At 60.8% G+C, this 25,424-nt stretch carries 26 protein-coding genes; 15 read left to right on the top strand and 11 right to left on the bottom strand.

The window, feature by feature from the left end; translation table 11 throughout:
- Nucleotides 1–53: 53 nt before the first annotated feature.
- Together PspCFBP13509_RS12250 and PspCFBP13509_RS12245 are read left to right on the top strand one after the other, a co-directional pair.
- Nucleotides 54–776: a TorF family putative porin gene (locus tag PspCFBP13509_RS12250; protein WP_027603777.1), complete on the top strand. Its 723-nt coding sequence runs from the start codon at nt 54–56 to the stop codon at nt 774–776.
- 67 nt (nt 777–843) lie between these two features.
- Nucleotides 844–1,710 carry a DUF6279 family lipoprotein gene (locus PspCFBP13509_RS12245; protein WP_137212104.1) on the top strand — a complete coding sequence of 289 codons (867 nt, stop codon included), beginning with the start codon at nt 844–846 and terminating at the stop codon, nt 1,708–1,710.
- Here the strand turns inward: PspCFBP13509_RS12245 and copD are convergent.
- The 5 genes from copD to PspCFBP13509_RS12220 all read right to left on the bottom strand — a co-directional run bounded on the left by copD (nt 1,707) and on the right by PspCFBP13509_RS12220 (nt 6,092).
- Nucleotides 1,707–2,588 (bottom strand): copper homeostasis membrane protein CopD, encoded by an 882-nt coding sequence (gene copD, locus PspCFBP13509_RS12240; protein ID WP_137212103.1) that lies wholly within the window; start codon nt 2,586–2,588, stop codon nt 1,707–1,709. The genes PspCFBP13509_RS12245 and copD overlap by 4 nt on opposite strands.
- The gene (gene copC, locus PspCFBP13509_RS12235) at nt 2,585–2,971 is read right to left on the bottom strand and encodes a copper homeostasis periplasmic binding protein CopC (protein ID WP_027603774.1); all 387 of its coding nucleotides are present in this window, start codon (nt 2,969–2,971) and stop codon (nt 2,585–2,587) included. The genes copD and copC overlap by 4 nt, the downstream gene beginning before the upstream one ends.
- Nucleotides 2,972–3,021: 50 nt before the next feature.
- Nucleotides 3,022–3,846, bottom strand: a complete 825-nt coding sequence (locus tag PspCFBP13509_RS12230) for a copper resistance protein B (RefSeq protein WP_065946855.1) — start codon at nt 3,844–3,846, stop codon at nt 3,022–3,024.
- Between the two features lie 10 nt (nt 3,847–3,856).
- Nucleotides 3,857–5,572 (bottom strand): copper resistance system multicopper oxidase, encoded by a 1,716-nt coding sequence (locus PspCFBP13509_RS12225; RefSeq protein WP_137212102.1) that lies wholly within the window; start codon nt 5,570–5,572, stop codon nt 3,857–3,859.
- Nucleotides 5,573–5,702: 130 nt separating this feature from the next.
- Nucleotides 5,703–6,092, bottom strand: coding sequence for a hypothetical protein (locus PspCFBP13509_RS12220; protein ID WP_017134854.1), 390 nt, complete (start codon nt 6,090–6,092; stop codon nt 5,703–5,705).
- A 154-nt stretch (nt 6,093–6,246) separates the two neighbouring features.
- Here PspCFBP13509_RS12220 and PspCFBP13509_RS12215 point away from each other — a divergent pair, with 154 nt between their 5' ends.
- Nucleotides 6,247–6,522: a hypothetical protein gene (locus PspCFBP13509_RS12215; RefSeq protein ID WP_137212101.1), complete on the top strand. Its 276-nt coding sequence runs from the start codon at nt 6,247–6,249 to the stop codon at nt 6,520–6,522.
- Between the two features lie 49 nt (nt 6,523–6,571).
- Here the strand turns inward: PspCFBP13509_RS12215 and PspCFBP13509_RS12210 are convergent, their stop codons facing one another.
- A complete protein-coding gene (locus PspCFBP13509_RS12210; protein WP_027603770.1) occupies nt 6,572–7,918 on the bottom strand; it encodes a DEAD/DEAH box helicase in 1,347 nt (448 codons plus the stop codon).
- 193 nt (nt 7,919–8,111) lie between these two features.
- Between PspCFBP13509_RS12210 and PspCFBP13509_RS12205 the strand changes: the two genes are divergently transcribed.
- The 6 genes from PspCFBP13509_RS12205 to PspCFBP13509_RS12180 all read left to right on the top strand — a co-directional run bounded on the left by PspCFBP13509_RS12205 (nt 8,112) and on the right by PspCFBP13509_RS12180 (nt 14,476).
- A complete protein-coding gene (locus PspCFBP13509_RS12205) occupies nt 8,112–9,398 on the top strand; it encodes a mechanosensitive ion channel family protein (RefSeq protein ID WP_065924707.1) in 1,287 nt (428 codons plus the stop codon).
- 269 nt (nt 9,399–9,667) lie between these two features.
- Nucleotides 9,668–11,047: an iron-containing redox enzyme family protein gene (locus tag PspCFBP13509_RS12200; RefSeq protein WP_242001066.1), complete on the top strand. Its 1,380-nt coding sequence runs from the start codon at nt 9,668–9,670 to the stop codon at nt 11,045–11,047.
- A 12-nt stretch (nt 11,048–11,059) separates the two neighbouring features.
- Nucleotides 11,060–11,374: a Rieske 2Fe-2S domain-containing protein gene (locus PspCFBP13509_RS12195; protein ID WP_065924709.1), complete on the top strand. Its 315-nt coding sequence runs from the start codon at nt 11,060–11,062 to the stop codon at nt 11,372–11,374.
- Nucleotides 11,375–11,382: 8 nt separating this feature from the next.
- Complete coding sequence (locus PspCFBP13509_RS12190) at nt 11,383–12,564, top strand: MFS transporter (RefSeq protein WP_074847434.1); 1,182 nt, start codon at nt 11,383–11,385, stop codon at nt 12,562–12,564.
- Nucleotides 12,565–12,567: 3 nt separating this feature from the next.
- Nucleotides 12,568–13,794, top strand: a complete 1,227-nt coding sequence (locus PspCFBP13509_RS12185) for an ATP-grasp domain-containing protein (protein ID WP_242001065.1) — start codon at nt 12,568–12,570, stop codon at nt 13,792–13,794.
- 4 nt (nt 13,795–13,798) lie between these two features.
- On the top strand, nt 13,799–14,476 hold the full coding sequence (locus tag PspCFBP13509_RS12180) for a phenylalanine--tRNA ligase beta subunit-related protein (protein ID WP_027603764.1): 678 nt from the start codon (nt 13,799–13,801) through the stop codon (nt 14,474–14,476).
- Nucleotides 14,477–14,504: 28 nt separating this feature from the next.
- Here the strand turns inward: PspCFBP13509_RS12180 and PspCFBP13509_RS12175 are convergent, their stop codons facing one another.
- The 4 genes from PspCFBP13509_RS12175 to PspCFBP13509_RS12160 form a co-directional block, all read right to left on the bottom strand.
- Entirely contained in the window at nt 14,505–14,921 is a 417-nt protein-coding gene (locus PspCFBP13509_RS12175) for an Lrp/AsnC family transcriptional regulator (RefSeq protein ID WP_027603763.1), read from the bottom strand.
- Between the two features lie 68 nt (nt 14,922–14,989).
- Entirely contained in the window at nt 14,990–15,865 is an 876-nt protein-coding gene (locus PspCFBP13509_RS12170) for a carboxylate/amino acid/amine transporter (protein ID WP_065924712.1), read from the bottom strand.
- Between the two features lie 211 nt (nt 15,866–16,076).
- Nucleotides 16,077–16,679, bottom strand: coding sequence for an FMN-dependent NADH-azoreductase (locus PspCFBP13509_RS12165; protein ID WP_065924713.1), 603 nt, complete (start codon nt 16,677–16,679; stop codon nt 16,077–16,079).
- Between the two features lie 151 nt (nt 16,680–16,830).
- Nucleotides 16,831–17,145: a hypothetical protein gene (locus PspCFBP13509_RS12160; protein ID WP_027603760.1), complete on the bottom strand. Its 315-nt coding sequence runs from the start codon at nt 17,143–17,145 to the stop codon at nt 16,831–16,833.
- A 49-nt stretch (nt 17,146–17,194) separates the two neighbouring features.
- Between PspCFBP13509_RS12160 and PspCFBP13509_RS12155 the strand changes: the two genes are divergently transcribed.
- From PspCFBP13509_RS12155 to aqpZ, 5 genes are all read left to right on the top strand, one after another.
- A complete protein-coding gene (locus PspCFBP13509_RS12155) occupies nt 17,195–18,118 on the top strand; it encodes a LysR family transcriptional regulator (protein ID WP_137212100.1) in 924 nt (307 codons plus the stop codon).
- Nucleotides 18,119–18,132: 14 nt separating this feature from the next.
- A complete protein-coding gene (locus tag PspCFBP13509_RS12150; protein ID WP_065924715.1) occupies nt 18,133–18,936 on the top strand; it encodes an alpha/beta fold hydrolase in 804 nt (267 codons plus the stop codon).
- 3 nt (nt 18,937–18,939) lie between these two features.
- Nucleotides 18,940–19,503 carry a peptidylprolyl isomerase gene (locus tag PspCFBP13509_RS12145; RefSeq protein WP_027603757.1) on the top strand — a complete coding sequence of 188 codons (564 nt, stop codon included), beginning with the start codon at nt 18,940–18,942 and terminating at the stop codon, nt 19,501–19,503.
- An 82-nt stretch (nt 19,504–19,585) separates the two neighbouring features.
- The gene (locus PspCFBP13509_RS12140) at nt 19,586–21,418 is read left to right on the top strand and encodes an ABC transporter ATP-binding protein (RefSeq protein WP_065946861.1); all 1,833 of its coding nucleotides are present in this window, start codon (nt 19,586–19,588) and stop codon (nt 21,416–21,418) included.
- A 315-nt stretch (nt 21,419–21,733) separates the two neighbouring features.
- Entirely contained in the window at nt 21,734–22,435 is a 702-nt protein-coding gene (gene aqpZ, locus PspCFBP13509_RS12135) for an aquaporin Z (protein ID WP_137212099.1), read from the top strand.
- A gap of 157 nt (nt 22,436–22,592) precedes the next feature.
- Here the strand turns inward: aqpZ and PspCFBP13509_RS12130 are convergent, their stop codons facing one another.
- Entirely contained in the window at nt 22,593–23,717 is a 1,125-nt protein-coding gene (locus PspCFBP13509_RS12130; protein ID WP_074847438.1) for a GNAT family N-acetyltransferase, read from the bottom strand.
- Between the two features lie 283 nt (nt 23,718–24,000).
- On the opposite strand from PspCFBP13509_RS12130, the gene PspCFBP13509_RS12125 reads away from it, so the two are divergent.
- Complete coding sequence (locus PspCFBP13509_RS12125; RefSeq protein ID WP_027603753.1) at nt 24,001–25,344, top strand: putative porin; 1,344 nt, start codon at nt 24,001–24,003, stop codon at nt 25,342–25,344.
- Nucleotides 25,345–25,424: the final 80 nt, after the last annotated feature.

Below are 25,424 nucleotides of genomic sequence, written 5' to 3'. Positions count from 1 at the left end.
GGGCATCTGCCCTATTTTTCCGTTACTGCTCCTCGCTTTTCATGGAGTGAAGCATGCTTAAACGCTGCATTTTCGTGGCCAGTATCCTGGCGGCCAGCCCTCTCGCCGAAGCGCAGATTTTCCAGCGTGAACTGGGCGACTTCGACCTGAAATTGGGCACCACCCCCAGCCGCAGCATGGCCCAGGGCCTGGTCAAGCCGACCTCGCCGGGCAGTGACTCGTTCCATGGCGGGCTGGACCTGAGCCATGACAGCGGCCTGTACTTCGGCCAGTTTTCGCCGAACATGGGCCTGTCCTCGGCCAGCACTCTCGAAGTCGATTCGTACATGGGGTTCAAGCACCCTTTCGACCAGACCCTGGGCTATGAAGTCGGCCTGATCCACTACAGCTACCCCAAGCTCAGCCCCCTCGACAGCCAGGAGTTCTACGGCGGTCTGAATCTACTCGGCAATCGTTTCGGCGCTTCCTTCAGCAACGACCCGGACCGCCAGGACAGCACGCTGTTCGCCGACCTCGGCGGTACCCAGCCCTTCGGCATCGGCGTCAGCATGAAATACACCACCCATCAGCTGGGCACGCCGGCTTCGGTAGAGGGCGGCACCATCAGCAGCTTCAGCGACTGGTCGGTACAGTTCTCCCGCGCCTGGAAAGGCATCGACCTGGACCTGATCTACAGCGACTCCAGCCTCAGCGGTGGCGATTGTTCGGCCTACTCCGGACACAATTCGCAATGCGATGGCCTGTTGACCCTGAAGGCGGTGCGGTCGTTTTATTGATGGGCTGAACTGTCGCGTGCGCCGCGGGTTCACATGCATTAACTCCCCTCTGCGCAAGGACACGCCCATGTTGCATCGGCTCAAACTGCTGGTGGTATTCCTGACCCTGAGCCTGGTGCTAGCCGGCTGCAACCGTGTGGGCCTGGCCTACCGCAACCTGGACGTGATCATCCCCTGGACCCTCAACGACTACCTGGACATGAACGCCGGGCAGAAGAGCTGGTTCAACGACAAGCTCAAGGACCACCTGGCCTGGCACTGCACCACACAATTGCCGGGTTACCTCGACTGGCTCGACCGCCTGCAAGCAATGGTCGAGAGCAACCAGGTCACCGATGCAGCGCTGCAAACCCGCACGGTTGAGGCCAAGCAGGCGATTGCCGAGGTGGCGCGGGAAATCACCCCGTCCGCGATTGAATTGTTACAAGGACTGGATGACCAACAGGTCAACGACATGAACGATGCCCTGGCCAAGGACTTGCGCAAACGCCAGGACGAATACCTCAAGCCGCCGCTGGCCAAGCAGATCCAGGACCGCGCCGAGCGTATGAACAAGCGTCTGGATGCGTGGATGGGGCCACTGAGCGATAGCCAGAAGAACCGGGTCATGGCCTGGTCCATCAGCCTGGGCGAGCAGAACGAGCAGTGGATCGGCAACCGTGCCCACTGGCAGGCCCAATTCATCGACGCCGTGCAGCAACGCCACAGCACCGATTTCCCGCAGAAAATCCAGCAACTGCTGGTGGACCGCGAAAGCCTGTGGACACCGGAGTATCGCGCGGCGTATGCCCAGACCGAAGCCGCCGCGCGCAGCCTGATCATCGACGTCATGGCCGACAGCAGCGTGCCGCAACGGCTGAAACTCACCCAGAAAATCGACAAGGTCCGCAGTGACTTCCAGGCGCTCAAATGCCTGAAAAGCGCGCAGTCCTAATTGGGCGCCAGGGTGCCCAACCAGGCCACCAGCGCGAGGACCAGCGCCCCTGCCCCCATCTCCAGCACCATGCTGCGCCGTAGCGCAGCCATGGCAGCGACATAATCACCGGTCGCCACGGACCGTTGCAGAAGCGGCGTCAGGTGGAAACGATTGAGCGCCGCCAGCCCCAGCATCAAGCCAAACAGTCCCAGCTTCAGGCACAACAGGATCGCGTAGACACCGCCGGTAAGGCCCTCCAGATTCAGCCCGACCACCAGCAGATAGTTGACCACACCGGTGCCGATCAGCACCGCGACAAATCCCGCTCCCACATGCTCGAACCCCTTCAGCGCCCTTGCCAGCACCCGAACGTGATAAGCATCGTGCAAAGACGTGCGCCTCGACAACAACCCGAACGCCGCCAACGCCCCGACCCAGCCGCCGGCCGCCAACAGATGCGCGCCGTCGCTGAGGATGTGCCACACACCCAGCGTGCCTTCATGCATCACGCCGTGCCCGGTCCACGCCAGCGTCACCAACGCGGCGGCGCCCGACAACGTGGCCAATGGCAGGCGAGTGCCAAGCGCAGCCACCACCAGCGCCGCCATCCGTAGCCACCACGTCACGCCCAGGTCGGTCTGCCAGAGCATCATGTGCAGATGCGGCCACAGCGTCTGCCAATCCGTTGCGTCACTCATGGCCTGGGCCAGCGTCAACAGCGACGCCATCGACAGCACTATCCCGACGCCAGCCGTCAGCCGCAGCAGGCCCCTCAAATTCAGCAGCACGCGCTCCGGCGCCTTGAGCCCGTAAAGACCAAAGAGCCCCAGGCCAAACAACAGCATCAGGTCAAGATAGAGCGCAAAGCGCAGTGTGACTTGGGTCAATTCGCTCATGGCTGGACGCTGAACACCACGTTACCGGTAATCGGGTGCGTGTCGGATGACACTGCGCGCCAATCGACCCGGTAGGTGCCGGTAGCCAGTGCAGAGGCCGGCTTGATCAGCATCACCCTGGGGTCGGTGCTCGCCGCGACACTGGCCTTGATGGGCATCGGCGAATTGGGCATGCCGGGCATATCGGTCATGGTCAGCCTGGCCCCGGAAAACTGCGTCAGCAGGTTCTCCGAAAAGCGCAGTTCAATGACGGCCGGCGCGGCACCTTGGGCCCCGGCTGGAGGGAGGGAGGACAACAGTTTCGGATGGGCCGAGGCCGGCAGGCTGATCATCAATCCGACCCACAGCGCCCCCCCTGTTAACGCGGTTTTCAACATCGACATGCAAGGCTCCAGGCCGCTCAAGGCGGCGAGTTATAGGAATAAGAAACCGGTTAAAACCAAAGGCGCACACCGACCACCCAGCGCAGCTGGCTGATGTCTTCGCCTTCGTCGCGAGCGTACTGCGCCGTCCGCCCATAGCTGCGGTTCCAACTCACCCCCACGTAAGGCGCCAACTCCCGGCGCACCTCGTAGCGCAAGCGCAGGCCCAGCTCGCTTTCCGACAGGCCTGCGCCCACCCGGCGCTGCGGATCGTTCTGCGCATAAAAATTGAGTTCGGCCGTCGGCTGAAGGATCAGGCGGTTGGTCAGCAGGATGTCGTAGTCCCCTTCCAGACGTGCCGCGGTGTGGCCCGACTCACCCACAAACAGCGTCGCCTCGGCCTCGAAGTCGTAGAGCGCCATGCCCTGCAGGCCGAACGCCGCCCAGGTCTGGCTATCTGCGGGCTTGAAGTCCTGGCGCACGCCGCCAACCAGGTCCCACCAAGGGCTGATGGCGTGCCCCCACAACGCCTGGGCTTCGGCGCTGTCAGTGCGACCGGCGCTGCGCTCGCCTTCGCTGCGCAGCCACAGGCGGTCGATGTCACCACCGAGCCAGCCCTTGATGTCCCAGTTCAGCGCACCACCGCCACCGCCGCCTTGCCATTCCAGCTGGTTGACCAGCAGCATCGAGTTGATGCCGCTGTCATGCACCACATGCCCGCCCGGCGCGTTGTACACGGCGGCGCGATCAGCGTCGGTGAGCAGCGGGATCGGCGTACGGCTTTCGCTCAGCGCCGGAACCGCCGGGCTCATGCCTTGAAACTCCTCGGCCTGCGCCGGCGAGCCGAATGCCCACCCGGCCAGCGCGATACACACAGATAAAACCCGACGGTTCATGCTCGCTTCCTCATTCATGCACGCGCACTTCACGGAACATGCCCATTTCCATGTGGTACAGCAGGTGACAGTGATAGGCCCAACGCCCCAGGGCATCGGCGGTCACGCGGTAACTGCGGCGCGAGCCCGGCGGCATGTCGATGGTGTGCTTGCGGACCTGGAACTGGCCGTTTTCATCCTCAAGGTCGCTCCACAGGCCGTGCAGGTGAATCGGGTGGCTCATCATCGTGTCGTTGACCAGCACCAGCCGGACGCGCTCGCCATAGGTCAGTTGCAAGGGCTCGGCATCGGAGAACTTCACACCATTGAATGACCAGGCGAACTTCTCCATATGCCCGGTGAGGTGCAATTCAAGGGTGCGCGCGGGGTCGCGGCCATCGGGGTCCTCAAAGGTGCTGTGCAGGTCGGCGTAGGTCAGCACTCGCCGACCGTTGTTGCGCAGGCCGATACCGGGATCGTCGAGCTTGGGCACCGGGCTCATCGCCTGCATGTCCACCAAAGGGTTGTTCTGCTCGCTGGCCGGGTGGCTCTGCATCGACATCGCGCCCATCGCACTGTGATCCATGCCCGCCATATCCGGCATGTCCGCCATGGCGCCGTGATCCATCCCACCCATGCCCATGTCGTCCATGGTTATCCACGGGCGCGGCTCAAGCGCCGGTACGGGCGCCGTCGCCCCCGCCTGGCGGGCAAGCGTGCCACGGGCATAACCCGTGCGGTCCATGGACTGGGCAAACAGCGTGTAGGCCGTTGCCGTGGGCTCCACCAGCACATCGAAGGTTTCGGCGACCGCAATGCGGAACTCATCGACGCTGACCGGCTTGACCGACTGGCCATCGGCGGCGATGACGGTCATCTTCAGCCCCGGGATGCGCACATCGAAATAGGTCATCGCCGAACCGTTGATAAAGCGCAGGCGAATTTTCTCCCCGGCCTCAAATACCCCGGTCCAGTTGAGGCCGGGGGGCTGGCCGTTGAGCAGGTAGGTGTAGGTCTGGCCGCTGACGTCCGCAAGGTCGGTAGGGTTCATCTTCATCTGCGCCCACATCAGCCGGTCGCTGACGGTGGCCGACCAGCCCTGCTTGCCCACATCCCGTACGAAATCGCCCGCGGTGGGCTTATGCCGGTTGTAGTAATCGGACTGCTTCTTGAGGGTCTTCATCAGGGCGACGGGATCTTCGTCGGTCCAGTCCGAGAGCATCACCACGTAGTCGCGCTGGCAGGTGAAGGGCTCGGGCTCCAACGGCTCGATGACCAGCGGGCCGTACACCCCCTGCTGCTCCTGGAACCCGGAATGGCTGTGGTACCAGTAAGTGCCGTGCTGTCTGACCTTGAACTGATAGACAAACACGCCACCCGGCTCGATGCCCTTGAAACTCAGGCCGGGCACGCCGTCCATGGTCGACGGCAACAAGATGCCGTGCCAGTGGATCGACGTCGGCTCGCTGAGGCGGTTGTGCACGCGCAGGGTCACGGTGTCGCCCTCACGCCAGCGCAGCAACGGGCCGGGCAGGCTGCCATTGATGGTCAACGCGGTGCGCTGTTGACCCGTGAGATTGACCGGCGTCTGGTCGATAAACAGAGCGAATTCGCTGCCCGCCAGCACGGTGGGCTCGCCCGCACTTGTCAGCGCCCATACCGGCGTGCGCCATAGCCCGAGCCCGCCGAGCAGGCCGCCGGCGGCCAAGCCTTTGACGAAGGTTCGTCTGGAGGTAGTAGAGTGCATGCCGATTCAAGTCCGTCAGTTGAATGGCAGCAGATTAGGGGGCGCCGGCTGTCAGCAACCTTAGCGGCAGATTACCGATCCGACAGTTTCGGCGTGCCCGGCACCGCCTGGGTGCCGGGGCATGGAGGGGTCAGGCGATCTGCGCTTTGGAGGCCACTTCTGCAAAGGTCGCCGGGTCCAACGCATCGGCCTGCTCATCCAGCACCTGGCGCGGATGATCATTGCCCGGGATGGAGCTGTCGATCAGCGCCAACAGCTGCGCGCCCAGTGCGGTCAGAATGAAATTCTCTCCGTTACCGCCTTCTTCCTCAGGCCGCGACTCGATAAACCCACGCTTGAACAACAGCGCTTCATAGTCCGCGGCGGTCTTTTTCAGCGCATCCAGGTTACCGGTGGACTCGCCCGCCGTGGCCTTCTCGGCCGCTTCCTGCTCGGCATATTTGCGCGGGGCAAAACTGCCCTCGCCGTTCTGCACTTCATGCAGCAGACGTTCGATCAGATCCCAGTTGTAAGTCGTCATCCTGATTCCTCCTGCAGGCCTAAGGAAAGTAGCCCGTCTGTAGGAGTGACCCTATGGGGCTGTGGCCGTTCATACCAACCGACGGGCGTCATTTCTCTGAACTTTCCAGACGTTCGCCCCCTCAACTGAGCATCACCGCCAAGGAGGTCCGACCATGAAAACCCTGATGAACCTGGCCATCGCCGCCACGTTGCTCACCGCCCTGCCCGCCTGGGCCTGCACCCCGGAAGAGGCCACGGCCAAGCGCGAGCAACTGGCCCAGGAAGTGGCCAAACTCACCGAGCAGAACCCGACCAGGGCCAAGGAGATGAACGACGAGCTGCAGAAGATGGACCTGGATACTGAAAGCGCGGAGTTTCCCGACAAGTGCCAGTTGATCGACGCCCGCCTCAAGGAATTGAAAGAAGCGGCGGCCAAAGCGAAAAACTGAGGCCATAAAAAAACCGGACAACGTCCGGTTTTTTCACATCCCTCACGCCTTACTCGGCAGCGGGTGCTTCTGGCTTGCGACGCTTGAGCGGCGCCATGCCATCCTTGCTGACGAGCGACAGGTTGTCGGTCTTCGGCCGGTTGGCGATCTTGCGCTTGGTCGGCGACTTGGCACCGGCCTTTTTCTTCTCGCCCTTGGCGTCGGTCTTTTTCTTCTTCACGCCAACGGCCTTGCCCGATGCCTTGACCTTCTTCGGCCCGGTGTAGGTGCCTTTGACTTCCTTGATGGTGCGGCGCTCGAACGACTGCTTGAGGTAGCGCTCGATGCTTGACATCAGGTTCCAGTCGCCGTGGCAGATCAGCGAGATCGCCAGGCCATCGTTGCCAGCACGCCCGGTACGGCCGATACGGTGCACGTATTCGTCGCCGCTGCGGGGCATGTCGAAGTTGATGACCATGTCCAGGCCGTCCACGTCCAGGCCGCGCGCGGCGACGTCGGTGGCGACCAGGATCTTCACGCCGCCGGCCTTGAGACGGTCGATCGCCAGTTTGCGGTCCTTTTGGTCTTTCTCGCCGTGCAGCACGAACGCCTTGTAGTCCTGGGCTACCAGGCGGCCGTAGATGCGGTCGGCGGCAGCGCGGGTATTGGTGAACACGATGGCCTTCTGATAGGTCTCGTTGGCCAGCAACCAGTTGAGGATCTGTTCCTTGTGCACGTTGTGGTCAGCGGTGACGATCTGCTGGCGCGTGGTGGCGTTCAGGTCGCTGACGTTGTTGACCTGCAGGTGCTCAGGGTTGTTCAGGACCTTGGCGACCATCTCGCGCAGGGTCGAACCACCGGTGGTAGCGGAGAACAGCATGGTCTGCTGGCGGTTCACGCATTCAGCCACCAGGCGTTGCACGTCGTCGGCAAAGCCCATGTCGAGCATGCGGTCGGCTTCGTCGAGCACCAGCACCTCGACTTCCTTGAGGTCAAGGTTGCCGGCATTGAGTTGCTCGATCATGCGCCCAGGCGTGCCGATCAGGATGTCCGGCACCTTGCGCAGCATGGCGGCCTGGACCTTGAAGTCTTCGCCACCGGTGATCAGGCCGGACTTGATGAAGGTGAACTGCGAGAAGCGCTCCACCTCCTTCAAGGTCTGCTGGGCCAGCTCGCGGGTCGGCAGCAGGATCAGGGTCTTGATGCTGACGCGGACCTTGGCCGGGCCGATCAGGCGGTTAAGAATCGGCAGCACGAAAGCGGCGGTCTTGCCACTCCCGGTTTGAGCCGTCACCCGCAGGTCACGCCCTTCGAGCGCGAGCGGGATGGCCGCTGCCTGCACAGGCGTAGGCTCGACAAATTTAAGCTCGGCCACGGCTTTGAGCAGGCGTTCGTGCAGGGCGAATTGGGAAAACACGGGTGCTACCTCGAAGAAATACAAAAAATCAGCTGCATAGGGTACCGGTTTCGGGCGTCCAAACCGAGTGTCTTTACGCGAACGGCGCTAATCAGTTGCTTTTTTGTCAGAGCATTTGTCCACGGCATCAACTTTGTTGCACTTAAATGCTCTAATCGCGCCGTCTTGTCTTACAGAAGAATCGGTTTCATCCATGGATATCAAACAGCTCTGGCTCAACGTCCAAGACCTCTGGGGCACCCTCGACGAACACCCGCTGCTGCATGCCAGCCTCGGTTTCCTGGTGTTGCTGGTGGTGGCCCTGCTGCTCGGACGTGTGGCGCGTTACCTCATCCTCCACGCCGTCAAATTGCTTGGCCGGCAACCGGCGCTGCACTGGCTCAACGACCTGCGGCACAACAAAGTCTTCCACCGCCTGGCGCAGATGACGCCGTCGCTGGTGATCCAGTTCGGCCTGTACTTGGTGCCGGACCTGAGCAAGACCGCCATCCTGTTCATCGGCAATGTGGCCCTGGCCCTGACCATCCTGTTCCTGATGCTGGCCATGAGCGCCCTGCTCAACGCCCTGCTGGACATCTATGCGCGCACCGAACACGCGCGTACCCGCTCGATCAAGGGCTACGTGCAGTTGGCGAAGATGGTGCTGTACGTGTTTGGCGCGATCATCATCGTCGCGACCCTGATTGACCGTTCGCCACTGTTGCTGCTGTCGGGCCTGGGTGCGATGTCGGCGGTGATCCTGTTGGTCTACAAGGACACGCTGTTGTCGTTCGTCGCCAGCGTGCAGTTGACCAGCAACGACATGCTGCGTGTCGGCGACTGGATCGAAATGCCCCAGGTCGGCGCCGATGGCGATGTGGTGGACATCACCCTGCACACGGTCAAGGTGCAGAACTTCGACAAGACCATCGTCTCCATCCCGACCTGGCGCCTGATGTCGGAATCGTTCAAGAACTGGCGCGGCATGCAGGCCTCGGGTGGGCGACGCATCAAGCGCAGCCTGTTTATCGATGCCAGCGGCGTGCGCTTTTTGCGTGACGATGAAGAAGTGCGCATGACCCAGGTGCACCTGCTCACCGACTACATCGGGCGCAAGCAGGCCGAACTCAAGGCCTGGAACGAAGCCCAGGGCCACAGCGCGCAACTGTCGGCGAACCGCCGGCGCATGACCAACCTCGGCACCTTCCGCGCGTATGCCCTGGCCTACCTCAAAAGCCATCCGGATATCCAGCCGAACATGACCTGCATGGTGCGCCAGATGCAAACCACCGCCGAGGGCGTGCCGCTGGAGATCTACTGCTTTACCCGCACCACCGTGTGGGCCGATTACGAGCGGATCCAGGGGGATATTTTCGACTACCTGCTGGCCGTGTTGCCGGAGTTCGGATTGAACCTGTACCAGCAACCCAGCGGCACCGACTTGCGCACCGGGATACTGGCCCTGGCAGGCACTGCCCGAACCTTGGAAACCCCGGCGTAGTGACAACGATATCGACGAGGGGCTGGCAAGCGCCTCGTCGCTATATAGGACGATGGGCGCAACCGTATTCATCTAAACACGACCGATAAAAGCCAGCGTCTATGTATAGCCGCTGCTGCCGATTATTCAACGGGCCCACCCCATAAAGAAAATTTCTCCTACGCCTTTAGTGAATTTCACTACTTGCGCGCACTATTTCTAATCTGTTTTAAAAAAAATCCACGCCTTAGCATCTGGCCATCAAACAACGCCAGCAAAAGGCCCCCCTCATGTTATGGACAACTCAGCTTTCCGATAATGCAGCAGACTTTGTATTAAGTTCGAATGCCGAAGCATTGACCCACTATTGTGGTGCTGGCGCCTTTGCTCAACCCCACGATTTTTATACCCAAAACCCCTACCAGCGCCCTTCGCGGCCGCAGGACGTAACCGATTCAATCATCACCACCTGCCTGACCAGCGACCAGCTTTCAAACAGCCAGCATCTATTGGCACAGCGGTTGTTATTGAATATCTACGAACAAGACCTGGTCTTCTTGCCCAAGCCGCCATTGGAACTGGACTTCAAGGCGTTCAAGCGTTTCTATGATCCGCAGCACGCGGCCAGTGGCAAAAAGATCCGCCCGTTGCTGGAACACTACTTGTACAACTGGCTCAAGGAAGAAGTACATATCAATGGCCCTTGGTGCCTGGACTCTTTTATCGCCCACACCGATAAAGTATTGGATGACGTCGCCCGATCCGAGTCCAAACTCCATGAAGTGCTGACCACCAGCCGCCATCCCGAGCGAGCCGCCAGGTTTTTCATGACGCAATGTGCGGGAGACTTCCTCAGTGAAGCATCGGCCATGGCCCGCAACGTACTGGGCAACAGCGGTGTGTACACCAGCGAATTGTTCAAGATCCTGATCGACGAGTATGGCTACGGCGTCGACAAAAAGAAGCACAGCACCATTTTTGAAGACATGCTCCAGGACATGGGCATGTCCCATCACGTGCACCACTACTGGCAGTTCTATACGCCGGCGTCGCTGTCGCTCACCAACTACTTCCACTACGTATCGGCCAACCATGGCGAGCTTTTCCGCTATATCGGCGCCATGTACTACACCGAAGCTACATTGGCGCTGACCACCAAGCACCAGTCACGCGCGATCAAGACCATCTTCAACGGCAGCGTCTCCACGGGCTATTTCGATGAGCATGCCCACATCGATGTGCACCACGGAAGAATGGCCCTCCAGCGCCTGATCATTCCCATGATCAAGCAGTTCGGCCCCCAGATCATCCCCGACCTTATTCGCGGCTTTGAAGAGTTCAGGCTGCTTCAGGACATCGCCGACGAAGAGTTGTATGCCCATATCAACTGGCATGACGCGTTCGATGAGCATCGCGCACAGGCAGCGGCGCTCCAGGGCCACAAACCGGTGGACCTGAGGATTACCGAGACCGAACACGAGCTGTCGGTGCTGCATACCCACCCGAATGACGAACTGTTCTGGGTCGAATCAGGCGAGCTGGAGTTCGTCGCCAGCCCCGAACTGACGGTGCGCCTCAAGGCCGGCGAAGGCGTGGTAATTCCCAAGGGAATGCTGCACGGCACCCGCATCACCAGCCCGTCCTGCACGTACACCGTCACCGCCATCTGAGTAGGCAACCCAATGAAAGCCATCAGCCTGAATATCACCCACGCCAACTATGTGGCCGTGGGGGAAAGAACCTACTTTCTCAAGCGTCATGCGTATTCGACGCAATTACTGCCCACCGCATGCCCCCATCGTGGCGGCCCGCTGCACATGGGCGAAGTGACAGGCGACGGCCAAAGCGTGATCTGTCCCTGGCACGACAACGCCTACAAGGTCTGCAACCTGGAAAAGAAAGCACTGCCCACGGTGCGCGTCAGGAACCAGATCAGCACCGTCGTCGGCGACACCGAGCGCTGTGTGCCGCTGCTTAAAATCTCCCGCTACAACTGATGAAGCCCATGAATACTAAATCGACATTGACCGCGTTCTATTCAATCGTGACCCTGTTCACCGGCCTCGACATGGCGATTGTCATCGCGATGGTCTGGTTCGGCCTGGAGACCACCGGTTCAACATTCCTGGTCGGCGCCACCTTGTGCGTGGCGACCGTGGTGCCCTATTTGTGCGAACAGTACATCGGCAAGTTCTTTACCATTGAACTCAGCCTGAAACGACTGCTGTACATTCGCCTGGCGGCCTTCGCCGCAGTACTGGGGCTGTCGTTTACCCAGGCCGCCTTGCTGCCGATCGGCTTCCTGGCCATCGCGTTCGTGGTGGGCGTCACCGACTACTTCACCATCAGCACCCTGGAATCGAAAAATACCAAGCTGGTGCTGGCCGGCCTCACCGACAGCGATACCTGCGCGCGGTTGATGCAAACCTCCATCCAGATCGGTGCTTTCGGCGGTGCGCTGCTGGGCGGGTTGATCGTGGATGTGTTCTCGGTCAACCAGACACTGCAGATCATCAGCCTGGCGGCGATCCTCTCGCTCGCGGCCATCCTCCTGGTGGCCGACAACCCCAACGAACACACCGCCGAACAGGCCACAGGGCCCTCCACTGCGCGGCCGCTGGACCTGCCGCGCAACCTCTACATTCTGATCATCGTGTTGAGCATGATCGGCTTCCATATCGGCGCGTTCAACAGCCTGGTGCCCATCGTTTTTCAAAAGCTCAATGAGTGGAATGCCACCCTGTTCGGCGTCGCCAGTGGCCTGGCCGGCCTGGGCGCCTTCAGCGCCGCCGTGTTGCCGCGCATCAAGCTCAACAGCTATGGGGCCATCTCGCTGGTGATACTGGCGGACGTGGCAATCGTCTACTTCCAGAACCTCTACGTGATGATGGCTGCGGCCTTCCTGCTGGGTTTTTGCATCAACAGCCTGCGGATCCAGCTGCGTAAAACCCTGATCGAGTCGGCGCCCAACGCCCGGGTAGCCGATGTGATCGCGGCCAAGAGTTCGCTCTACTACCTGCTGGTCAGTGGCTCGGCACCGATGATCCTGACGTTCTTCACCACCTCGGGATTTCTCGGACTCGAAGGCGCCCGCCTGTTGATGATCGTCTCCGCCGGCCTGTTGGCCACCGCCGTACTGGCGTGGAACCTGACCCCGGCCGCCGCGCCCACCGCCACCACGGAATAAGGAATGCACGACGTGAAAACCGTACTGATCGTTGACCCGTTCTCCACGGGCAAACTCTACGCGCCCTTGCTCAACGCACAGGGCATACGGTGCATCGCCGTGATCTCCACACGCGCCTTGCCTGAACACTTCACCAACGACCTGATCACAGAGAACTTCCATGAGGTGTATGCCTGGGAAGAGAGCCTGTTGATTACCCTGGAAGCCTTGTCACCGAGCGCCGTGATCGCCGGTTGCGAAACCGCGATCTACCTCACGGACTACCTGACGGAGCTGCTCGACATCCCGGGCAATAGCCGTATCACCAGCGACCTGCGACGCAACAAGTTCTCCATGCAGCAGGCGCTGAAAAAATACCAGTTGGCCCACATCGATTCGCACTTGCTGAGCTCACCGAGCCGCATCGGCGAAGTGTTGGCCAAACTCGACGAGGCGGCCACCTATGTGGTCAAGCCGCTGAACTCGGCCGCCACCGAAGGCGTGGTGTTTGCCCAAGGCAAGCGCGAAGTGGAGACCGCCTTGAAAAACGCGGCCTGGCAGCAGAAAAACGACCTGGGCGAAGTCAACCTCGGTTTTATCGTGCAGTCGTTCATAGCGGGACCGGAGTACGTGGTGGATATGGTCGCCTTTGACGGCACCTACGTCGTTGCCAGCGTCTGCAAGTACACCAAGATCCAGAAGAACGGCAGCATGTTTGTCTACGAAAGCCTCGACACCCTCGACCCGCGGGCTGAAGAACTGCAACCGCTGACCGATTACGCGCGCCAGGCGGCAGCGGCCCTGGGCGTGCGGGTCGGGCCGATTCATATGGAAATCATCTGGTCAGAGGCCGGGCCGGTGATGATCGAGGCCGGCGGTCGCTTGCACGGCGGCATCGCGCCCCTGCTGTTCCAGCAGGTGTATCACCCCGACTTGCTGTCACTGTCGATCGACAGCTACCTCGGCCACCCACGCCCCCAGGCCGATGCGGTCAGCCAGATCAGCCATGGCCGGATCGGTTTCTTCTGTTCCGATGAACGCCATGCCTTCGCTCCTCCCTCACCCCAGGCCATACAAAGCGCCCAGGCGGACGAGGCCTATTGCGGGCACCGTTATTTCATCAGCGCCGGCGATACCACGCCGGTCACGATCGACTTCGCCACCTGTCCAGGGCTGTTCTGGCTGCAAAGCCCTTCGGCGCAGCAACTGGACACCAGTACCGCCAACCTGCGAAAAAAACTGTGGGGCTAAGGTTATGAAAAGTCGTTTGATCATCAGAAAGTCAGCCTGTGAGCTGGGCATCAATAATGCGTGCGCCGCCGTGATCGAAGACATCACCGTGTCGGATGACCAGAGCTTCGTCGGGGTACTGCAAAGTAACCTGAACCACGTGGCCTCGCGCCTTAACGAGCTGGACTCGAACGTCGTGTACGAAGGGTTTGCCAAACAGCTCAAGAAACTCGGCTACGAAAATACCGTGAGTGCCAACGAAAAGCTGCTGCGCCGCTTCATCGCCAAAGGCGTGTACCCCATCAACAACATCGTCGACGCCTATAACGCGGTCGCGATCCGACATGGGGTCAGCATCGGCGTGCACACCTATCATCAGAAGGATGACATCTACGTGATGCGGTCGGAAAAGCCGAGGGTGCTACGCCCCCTGTTCGCCAAGAAGGCCATCACGATTCCCGTCGGCGATATCGTCTATACCTGCGGTGATGTGCCGTTGGCGAGCATCGGCAAGGTGGATGCCGATGCACATGACTTCCGGCTGACAAAAGACTCGTCGAGGTTGTTGGTGGTGATCCTGGGGCACGACGACACATCGTTCCAGTTCAACCAGGCGGTCATCGAAGAACTCGTGGACACCCTGCGCCAGAAAATGCCGAACCTGAGCCATCATTTTCTTGAAACCGTGCGCGACCACGCCTGAAGCCAGCACATGAAGGGCTGGCCGGCGCCTAGCGCCAGGCCTTCAGCACCGGGTTGACCACCACTTCCTTCACATGCTCGATCTTCAGCAGGCTGTCCTTGAAGACCATCAGCTCTTCAAAGCTCCTGTACCGAACGTCGAGCATCATGTCCACGTCGCCAAACAGTGAATAGGCATGCACCACCTGGCTGAACTGCTGGATCTTCGGAAACACCAGATGGCAGTTGCTGCCATTGAGCGTCAGCATCAAGAACGCCGCTTGCAGGGTCTCATCGCCCTCGGCGACGTTGATGGTGAAGCCCAGGATGATGCCTTTCTCAATCAGCTTTTGAACACGCGACTCCACTGCGGTTCGAGACTTATGAACTTGCCGCGCCAATTGCGCCAGGCTGACTCGGGAGTCATCCTTCAAGGCTGCAATGATCAGTTCATCAATCTTGTCCACTCTGCCGCCCCCACACCGTTCTTTTCGATAGCAGACTTTCATTGCCGCTCACGCTTGCCTTCGACCGATCACGTCGCAGACTGTACGCCAGGCGCGGGCTTTACGCCCAATCGACTTATCCACACCGCCCCCAGGATCACCAGGCCACCCAAGGCCAGGCGACCCAACGGCTCGTGCTGGTTCCAGATCAGCAGGTTCAGCAACAATCCTACCGGCACATGCAGGTTGTTCATCACCGCCAACGTGCCGCCATGCACCAGGCAGGCACCCTTGTTCCACCAGTACATCCCCAGCGCGGTGCTGACCAGCCCGAGGAACACCAGCACGCCCCACTGCAGCGGTGCTTCGGGCAGGAAGTTGGCCTTGCCGAACATCAGGAACGCCGGCAACACCACCAGCAACGCACCGAGGTAGAAATAACCGAAACGCCGGTAGTGCGGCAGGTCACTCGGGTAGCGTGCCACCAGGTGCTTGTACATCACTTGCCCGGCGGCGTAGGTGAAGTTAGCCAGTTGCAGCAGCAGGAAGCCCATCAGGAAGTGCGGGGTGATCTGGTCGAAGCGAATCACCGCCGCCCCCGCCACTGCCACCAGGGCAGCAACCAGTGCCCACGGGTTGAAGCGCCGGTTGAGTGCATCCTCGATCAAGGTCACGTGTAACGGCGTGAGAATGGTGAACAGCAGCACCTCCGGCACCGTGAGCACACGAAAGCTCAGGTACAGGCACACATAGGTCACGCCAAACTGCAGCGCGCCGATCACCAGCAGGCCGCGCATAAAGGCAGGTTCGACCGAGCGCCAGCGGGTCAGCGGGATAAATACCAGCCCGGCCAGCACGACACGCACCAGCACCGCGAAGTAGCTGTCGACGTGACCGGCGAGGTATTCGCCGATCAAGCTGAAGGAAAATGCCTGAATCAGGGTGACAACCAGTAGATAGCCCATGTGCGCCTCGCATCGAATGGGCGGGACATTAAAGGTTTTCGGCGATTGAAGAAACTCGGGGCAAAAAAAACCCGACCTCGCTAAAGCGGCAGTCGGGCAGGAGCACTCAGGAGCAACAAGTGCAAAGGGAGGTTCGTACGCGTACTTGAAGGGTTGGCGTGGAGCGATATAAACACCGCGCGATTATCTGACGATTAAAGGATCAACCACCTCATGCCACGAGCTGTACCAGCTGGGCCTTGGCGTGGTTGATGCCCTTTTCCTGGAAGTCCCCGCTCAGGTTCACCCCTTCGGCGTGAATGAAAGTGACATCGTGGATGCCGATAAAGGCCATGACCTGGCGCAGGTACGGTTCCTGGTGATCGGAACTGGCGCCGGTGTGGATGCCACCCCGCGCGGTCAACACAATGGCACGCTTGCCGGTCAACAAACCTTGCGGCCCGGTGGGGGTGTACTTGAAGGTCACACCCGCCCGCAACACGTGATCCAGCCAGGCCTTGAGGGTGCTGGGGATGGCGAAGTTGTACATCGGTGCGGCCATCACCAGCACGTCGGCGGCCAGCAGTTCGTCGGTCAACTCGTTGGAGCGGTCGAGGGAAGCCTGTTCGTTACCGTTGCGCTGATCCGCCGGTTTCATCCAGCCGCCGAGCAGGTTGGCGTCCAGGTGCGGAACCGGGTTGAGCGCCACGTCACGTACCGTGATCCGGTCCATCGGGTGGGCGGCCTGCCATTGGCTGATGAACTGCTGGGTCAGTTGGCGGGAGATCGAATCCTGCTGGCGGGCGCTGCTTTCGATGATCAGAACATTGGACATGGCTTCGTAGGCTCCATCTGTAATTGCTGTAAGTCGATGGAGTGGAGATTAGACAGAGCCAATTCGATAAAAAAGCGCAAAAAACTGCTATAACCCATCTATAAATTTGTTTATAAGCGGAGTATCCCGATGGGCATGCTCCGCTGCTGTGTTATTTCGGCGCGCAGGCCAACGCGATACGCATCTTGATAATGGCGCGGTTGAACTTGACCGTGGTGTTGGTGCTTTTCCCCGCCGGCACCGTAACCGTGCGACGACGCGGCGATTCCGGGCCGTTGGTGAACGTTACCGAACACACGGCGTCCTGGGTGCCGTAGTTATTCAGCTGGATCGAGCTGATATCGCCGTCCACGTCGGAGGCGGTGTAATCGATGCTCACGCCGTCGATCTTTTTCGTCACGTCGATGGGGTAGGCAAACGCGCTCATCGGCAGCAGCGTCAGCAACACACAACAGAATTTTCTCATTCGGCAGTCTCCAATAGGGACCGCCAGCTTAGGACAAGAGGAACACATCTTGAAAGCGCCCCGCGTTACCCTCGATCAATGGCGCACGCTGCAAGCCGTCGTCGACCACGGCGGCTTCGCCCAGGCAGCGGAAGCGCTGCACCGTTCGCAGTCCTCGGTGAGCTACACCGTGGCCCGTATGCAAGACCAACTCGGCGTGCCGCTGCTGCGCATCGACGGGCGCAAGGCGGTACTCACCGACGCAGGTGAAGTGCTGCTGCGCCGCTCCCGGCAACTGGTGAAAAACGCCAGCCAGCTGGAAGACCTCGCCCACCATATGGAACAGGGCTGGGAAGCCGAAGTGCGGCTGGTCGTCGATGCGGCCTACCCCAACGCGCGCCTGGTACGCGCACTCACCGCGTTCATGCCGCAGAGCCGTGGTTGCCGGGTGCGTTTGCGTGAAGAGGTGCTGTCCGGCGTCGAAGAGCTGTTGATGGAAGGCGTGGCCGACCTGGCGATTTGCGGCTTCAGCATCCCCGGCTACCTGGGCACCGAAATGAGCGACGTGGAGTTCGTCGCCGTGGCCCACCCCGAGCACGCCTTGCACCGCATGAACCGCGAGTTGAACTTCCAGGACCTGGAAAGCCAGATGCAGGTGGTGATCCGCGACTCCGGCCGCCAGCAACCCCGGGATGTAGGCTGGCTCGGCGCCGAACAACGCTGGACCGTCGGCAGCCTGGCCACCGCCGCCGCGTTTGTCGGCAGCGGCCTGGGCTTTGCCTGGCTGCCACGGCACATGATCGAGCGTGAACTCGCCGAAGGCGTGCTCAAGCAGCTACCCTTGGAACAGGGCGGCAGCCGCCACCCCACGTTCTACCTGTATTCAAACAAGGACAAACCCTTGGGGCCGGCGACGCAGATCCTCGTGGAGCTGTTGCGCACCTTTGACACCGCCCCTCTGGACGCGCCCTTCGCCGCCCCCCAGCAAGCCTGAAACGGAGTTCATGCATGGCCTGGTTCGACCACGAAGGCTGCAGCCTGCACTATGAGGAATACGGCCACGGCACGCCGCTGATCCTGATCCACGGCCTGGGCTCCAGCAGCCAGGATTGGGAACTGCAGGTGCCAGCGCTGGCCCGCCACTACCGCCTGATCGTGGTGGATGTGCGCGGTCATGGGCGCTCGGACAAGCCTCGGGAGCGCTATAGCATCGAAGGGTTCACCTACGACCTGGTCGCCCTGATCGAGCACCTGGATCTGCCGCCCGCCCATGTGGTGGGTTTGTCCATGGGCGGCATGATCGCGTTCCAGCTGGCGGTGGACGAACCCGGCCGGGTCAAGAGCCTGTGCATCGTCAACAGCGCGCCACAGGTCAAGGTACGCAGTGCCCAGGAGTACTGGTGGTGGGCCAGGCGCTGGACGCTCGCCCGTGTGCTCAGCCTCGCCACCATCGGCAAGGCACTCGGCGACCGGCTGTTCCCAAAACCGGCACAGGCCGACCTGCGCCGCAAGATGGCCGAACGCTGGGCAAAAAACGACAAACGTGCTTATCTCGCCAGCTTCGATGCGATTGTGGGCTGGGGCGTACAGGAACGACTTTCGAGGATTACCTGTCCAACCCTGGTCATCAGCGCCGACCACGACTACACCCCCGTGGCCCAGAAAGAAAACTATGTAAAACTGCTGCCCGATGCGCGACTGGTGGTGATCGAGGATTCCCGCCATGCCACGCCCTTGGACCAACCCGAAGTCTTTAATACCACCCTGCTCGATTTTCTAGAGACAGTCGAAACCACTACCCAGGATCACTGACCCATGCTGAAAAAAATCGCCTTTTTTGCCGGTTCCGTTCTGTTCGCTGCCAACCTGATGGCCGCCGAGCCTTCCAAGGCGCCACACGTATTGATCTCCACCACCAACGGCGACATTGAAATCGAACTGGACCCGGTCAAGGCGCCGATCAGTACCAAGAATTTCCTCGCCTATGTCGACAAAGGCTTCTACACCAACACGATCTTCCACCGCGTGATCCCGGGCTTCATGGTCCAGGGTGGCGGGTTCACCCAGCAGATGTCGCAAAAGCCGACCGAGGCGCCGATCAAGAACGAAGCCAGCAATGGCCTGCATAACGTGCGTGGCACGCTGTCGATGGCCCGCACCTCGAACCCGGATTCGGCCACCAGCCAGTTCTTCATCAACGTGGCTGACAACGCCTTCCTCGACCCGGGTCGCGATGCCGGTTATGCGGTGTTCGCCAAAGTGGTCAAGGGCATGGATGTGGTCGACATCATCGTCAACTCCCAGACCACCACCAAGCAAGGCATGCAGAACGTGCCAATCGATCCTGTCCTGATCAAGTCGGCCAAGCGCATCGACTGAAGTCTGCAGGAAACTCCGCGCACGGCCCACAAGGCCGCGCGCGCATTTGAAAGGAGAGCCCGCCAGGCGGGCGTCAACCCTAATGCTCTATCGTCGTTTTGAACAACTGATCGATATTTTCCGCGACGCTCCCAGCGCCGCCCCTCCCGACAAAGTCCTGCCCTTCTACCTCTACTACCTGCGCCAGGTGTGGCCCTGTTTTGCCGCACTGCTGGTGGTGGGCCTGGTCGGTGCGCTGATCGAAGTCGCGCTGTTCAGCTACCTGAGCCGTATCATCGACCTGGCCCAGGGCACACCGCCCGCCGACTTCTTCCAGATCCACAGCACCGAGCTGATCTGGATGGCCGTGGTCGCCCTGCTGCTGCGCCCGATTTTCAATGGCCTGCACGACTTGCTGGTGCACCAGACCATCAACCCCGGCATGACCAGCCTGATCCGCTGGCAGAACCACAGCTATGTGCTCAAGCAGAGCCTGAATTTCTTCCAGAACGATTTCGCCGGGCGCATTGCCCAGCGCATCATGCAAACCGGCAACTCCTTGCGTGACTCTGCGGTGGCAACAGCGGAAGCCATCTGGCACGTGTCGATCTACGCCATCACCTCCCTGGTGCTGTTTGCCGAGGCCGACTGGCGACTGATGATTCCGTTGATCACCTGGATCATTTGTTACTGCCTGGCATTGCGTTACTTCGTACCGCGGGTGAAAGAGCGTTCGGTGATTTCTTCCGAAGCCCGTTCCAAACTCATGGGGCGCATCGTCGACGGCTACACCAACATCACCACCTTGAAGCTGTTCGCCCATACCCAGAATGAGCAGGAATACGCCAAGGAAGCGATCATTGAGCAAACCGAAAAAACCCAGCTGGCGGCACGCGTGCTCACCAGCATGGATGCGGTCATCACCGTCCTCAACGGCCTGCTGATCGTCACCACCACCGGCCTGGCCCTGTGGTTGTGGACACAGTCGCTGATCTCGGTGGGCGCGATTGCCCTGGCTACCGGCCTGGTGATTCGTATCGTCAACATGTCCGGCTGGATCATGTGGGTGGTCAACGGCATTTTCGAAAATATCGGCATCGTGCAGGACGGCCTCAAGACCATTGCCCAACCCCTGGCCGTGGTCGACCGCAACAACGCCCCGCGCCTGACAGTGCCCCATGGCGAAGTACGCTTCGAGCAGGTGGATTTCCACTACGGCAAGCAGAGCGGGATCATTGGCGGCTTGAACCTGAACATCCAGGCCGGTGAAAAGATCGGCCTGATCGGCCCGTCCGGCGCGGGCAAGTCGACCCTGGTCAACCTGCTGCTGCGCCTCTACGACCTGCAAGGCGGGCGGATCCTGATCGACGGCCAGGACATCGCCGAAGTGGCCCAGGAAACCCTGCGCGAACAGATCGGCATGATCACCCAGGACACCTCGCTGCTGCACCGCTCGATCCGCGACAACCTGCTGTACGGCAAGCCGGACGCCACCGACGAACAACTCTGGGCCGCCGTGCATAAGGCGCGTGCCGACGAGTTCATCCCGCTGCTGTCGGACTCGGAAGGCCGTACCGGGCTGGATGCCCACGTCGGCGAACGCGGGGTGAAACTCTCCGGTGGGCAGCGTCAACGTATCGCTATCGCCCGTGTACTGCTCAAGGATGCGCCGATCCTGATCATGGACGAAGCCACCTCGGCGCTGGACTCGGAAGTGGAGGCGGCGATCCAGGAAAGCCTGGAGACCCTGATGCAAGGCAAGACGGTGATTGCGATTGCGCACCGGTTGTCGACCATCGCGCGGATGGACCGCCTGGTGGTGCTGGAGAAAGGCCAGATTGCCGAGACGGGCAGCCATGCCGAACTGCTGGCCCATGGCGGCTTGTATGCACGCTTGTGGCAGCACCAGACCGGAGGGTTTGTCGGCATCGACTGAAGCAAACACCGTTTAAAATAATGTGAGGGGGGCAAGCGTACATCGCCTCCTGTAGGAGCGAGCTTGCTCGCGAAAAACGTCAACGATAACGCGTGCTTCCTGAATGAACGCGGCGCCTGTGAGTTTTTCGCGAGCAAGCTCGCTCCTACAAAAAGCCTTAACTGACTGGCAAGCCCCCACCCACATTTGGTGGCCTGGATTTGTGTAAAAACCGTGCTGTACTCAGTGCAGTGCCCAGACGGGCGCTGAAGTAAATCTGCAGGGAGCATCACTGATTTACTGATTGGGTAGAGCGATCTATCAAGGACGTGCTGCATGTCTTTGTTCAAGCGTTCAGTCACAGAGGGGTTGGGAACGTTTTGGCTGGTGTTGGGTGGTTGCGGGAGTGCGGTGTTGGCCGCCGCGTTTCCCGCAGTCGGGATCGGATTGCTGGGCGTGGCCCTGGCGTTCGGGCTCACGGTGCTGACCATGGCGGTGGCCATCGGGCATATCAGCGGTTGTCACCTCAACCCGGCGGTATCGGTGGGGCTGGTAGTGGGCGGGAGGTTTCCGGCCAGGGAGTTACCGGCGTACATCGTGGCCCAAGTCGTCGGCGGGGTGGTCGCCGCCGCATTGTTGTACTTCATCGCCAGCGGCAGGCCGGGCTTTGAACTGGCCGGTGGGCTGGCCTCCAACGGCTATGGCGAGCATTCGCCGGGCGGCTATTCAATGGCAGCGGGGTTTGTCTGCGAGCTGGTGATGACAGCCATGTTCGTGCTGATCATCCTCGGCGCCACCGACCACCGTGCCCCGAAGGGCCTCGCGCCCATCGCCATTGGCCTGGCCCTCACCTTGATCCACCTGATCTCCATCCCCGTGACCAACACCTCGGTCAACCCGGCCCGCAGTACCGGCCCGGCATTGATCGTGGGCGGGTGGGCGATCCAGCAGTTGTGGATGTTCTGGCTCGCGCCGATCCTCGGTGCAGTGGTGGGCGGTGTGGTCTATCGATGGCTGGGCAAGGAGGAGCCTGCCTGAAACGCAACCCCCGTAGCAGCTGCCGAGCGCAAGCGAGGCTGCGTCAGGCGCGCTGCCGATTCAGGCTCGAGTCGCGGCCAACGCAGCCTCGCCGGGGCTCGACAGCTGCTACGAGCCCCCCATCAAGACCTCACCCCCGTAGCAGGGTGGGGGCGGTTTAGGCTTGTCGATAGGGCAGCGCCGCCCTCGCCTCTTCGGCATACGCCACAATCCCCACCCGCTCGCGCTCGAGGAAATCCTCCACGGCATTCTTCAACCCGGGGTGGCGCAGGTAGTGCCACGACCGGGTGATCACCGGCTCGAACCCGCGAATCAATTTGTGCTCGCCCTGGGCGCCGGCGTCGAAGCGTTGCAGGCCATGAGCGATGGCGTAGTCCATGCCCTGGTAGAAGCAGGTTTCAAAATGCAGCCGGTCAAACTCCGCCAGGCAACCCCAGTAGCGGCCGTAGAAGCTGTCGCCACCGATCAGGCTGAAGGCCATGGCCACCGGTCGCGTGCCTTGCCTGGCCAGCACCACACGGATCGCCTCGGGCATGCGCTCGGCCAGCAGGCTGAAAAACGCGCGGGTCAAGTACGGTGCCTGGCGGCGTACTGCGTAGGTATTGGCGTAGCAGGCGTAGACAAAATCCCACTGCGCCTCGTTCAGCTCGTGGCCTTGCAACCATTCGAAGTCGATGCCCTGCCCCGCCACTTGTTCGCGCTCCTTGCGCATCTGTTTGCGTTTGCGGGAACTGAGGGCGTCGAGGAAATCCTGGAAGTCACGGTAGCCGCGATTCTGCCAGTGAAACTGACAACCCAGGCGCTGCAACCAACCCGGTTGTTGGGCTAACGCCTCATCGGCCAAGCCGTCGGTGAAGTTGATATGGGCACTGGAGAGCCCTTCGATTTCCAGGTAGCCCGGCAGGCTCTTCAGCAGTTCGAAACCATCGTCGACGCTGGCCGCCAACAAGCGGGGGCCGCTGACCGGGCTGAATGGTACGGCCGTCAGCAGCTTGGGGTAGTAATCAATGCCCGCACGCTCGCAGGCATCGGCCCAACCATGGTCGAACACGTACTCGCCGTAGGAATGCCATTTGCGATAACTGGGCAATGCCGCCACCAGTCGGTCGCCTTCCCAATGTAACAAATGCTCCGGTTGCCAGCCCGCTTGAGGGCCCAGGCTGGCACTGTCTTCCAGCGCGCTGAGGAAGGCGTGCCGCACAAAAGGCTGGGCGTCCGGCACCAGTGCGTCCCAGGCCTGCGGGGCGATTTCGGACAGGCTGTCCAGGCGTTGCAGCGGCATTGGCATCCTCACTACGTCATGGCATGAAAACCTCGCGAGTATCGCTTATCGCAGGTCCGGGCACACCCCCGAATCGCCCGACAAGGCTCTAAATCAATAGTTCCATTCTTAAATAATTTGTCATCTACATGACATCACTTCGCCACTGCGCCGTCATAAACGATCGTGATACTGACGCCTGTTTTTAGAGCGCCTGGTTCTATCAGGTGGTTACTTTTCCGTCCGTCATCGGTCGGTTGTGTCCTGGATGGTTTGCCATCCCTCCTCACTTTCGGAGATTGATATGCGTCTTGCTTCCACTAAAACTGCAGCGGCCCTGTGCGGGGGCCTGTTACTGGCCCTGAGCGTTCCGGCCAGCGCTGCAGTCGACGCTAAATTGCTCGACATGCTCAAGGCCAACGGCCAAATCACCGCTTCGCAGTACACCGAACTGCAAAACGAGTTGGCCAAAGACCAGAAAGAACAGCAGATCGCACGGCAAGCTCAACAAGAGACCAACGAACAGATCGCGGCCACCGCGAAGAAAACCAACGAGCTGAGCAGCTTCGACCAGAAACTGGCCTGGGCCGCCAAGACTCAGTTCAAGGGTGATGTGCGCATGCGCCACGAGACCATCAAGGTCGAAGGCGAAAATGGCGTTACCCGCGCCGGCGTCACCGGTCGTGACAAGGACCGCGAACGGATCCGCGCACGCCTCGGCGCCTACACCGAAATCAACCCGCAGGTGGACACCGGTATTCGTATCGCCACCGGCGGCGGCAGCGATGCGCGCTCCACCAACCAGGACCTGGACGGCTACTTCGATAAAAAATCGATCTGGCTGGACCTCGGCTATATCGACTACCACCCTGACCAGATCAAAAACCTGCACATCATTGGCGGCAAAATGCTGCAGCCCTGGGTCAACATGGGCGATGTGATCTGGGATAGCGACATCAACCCGGAAGGCCTGGCACTCACCTACAAGTACCCACTGGGCGGCAGCGCCGAGCTGTTCGGCAGCCTGGGTAACTACAACCTCAAGGACAACGTGGACGGTGACGGCGTGCAGTACCGCCATGACCTGCGCCTGACCACCGGCCAGTTGGGGACCCGCTTCTCGGTGACCGACAACCTGAAAATGACCCTGGGCGGCAGCGTCTACGCCTACCAGAACGATGAAGACAGCCGTGCCTCAGGCACCAGCACCCCGAACGTGCTGGCCACCAACGGCAACACCCCCAACGGCGAGTTCCGCCTGTATGAAGGCTTCGGTCAAGTCGATATCGGCGGCCTGGCGGTGCCTCTGTCGTTCTACGGTCAGTACGTGAAAAACAACGACGCAATCGACGATGCGGACACGGCCTGGTTGCTGGGTGCCAAGTCCAAGGTGTTCGGTTTCAACCTGGACTACAACTATCGTGACGTGCAGAAAAACGCCGTGGTGGGGGCCTTCACCGATTCGGACTTCGGCGGCGGCTTCACCGGTTCCCGTGGTCACAAGTTCAAAGTCGGCTATGACATCGACAAGAACTTCGCCGTCGGCGCGACCTACTTCCTGACCAAGACCGACACCTACAGCCGCACGCTGGTGGACGGTAGCGCCAAAGCCAACACCTTCCAGCTGGATGCAGAAGCCAAGTTCTAAAGATAAGTGTTCAAGACCTCGGGCCAGGAAGGCCCGAGGTGGCTGTACCAGACTTGCGTGGGTGGATCGGTCCCCATCAT

Source organism: Pseudomonas sp. CFBP13509 (assembly GCF_005233485.1).
Classification (GTDB): domain Bacteria; phylum Pseudomonadota; class Gammaproteobacteria; order Pseudomonadales; family Pseudomonadaceae; genus Aquipseudomonas; species Aquipseudomonas marginalis.
The sequence above is the reverse complement of the archived record's forward strand: the minus strand, read 5'-3'. Positions and strand labels throughout refer to the sequence as shown.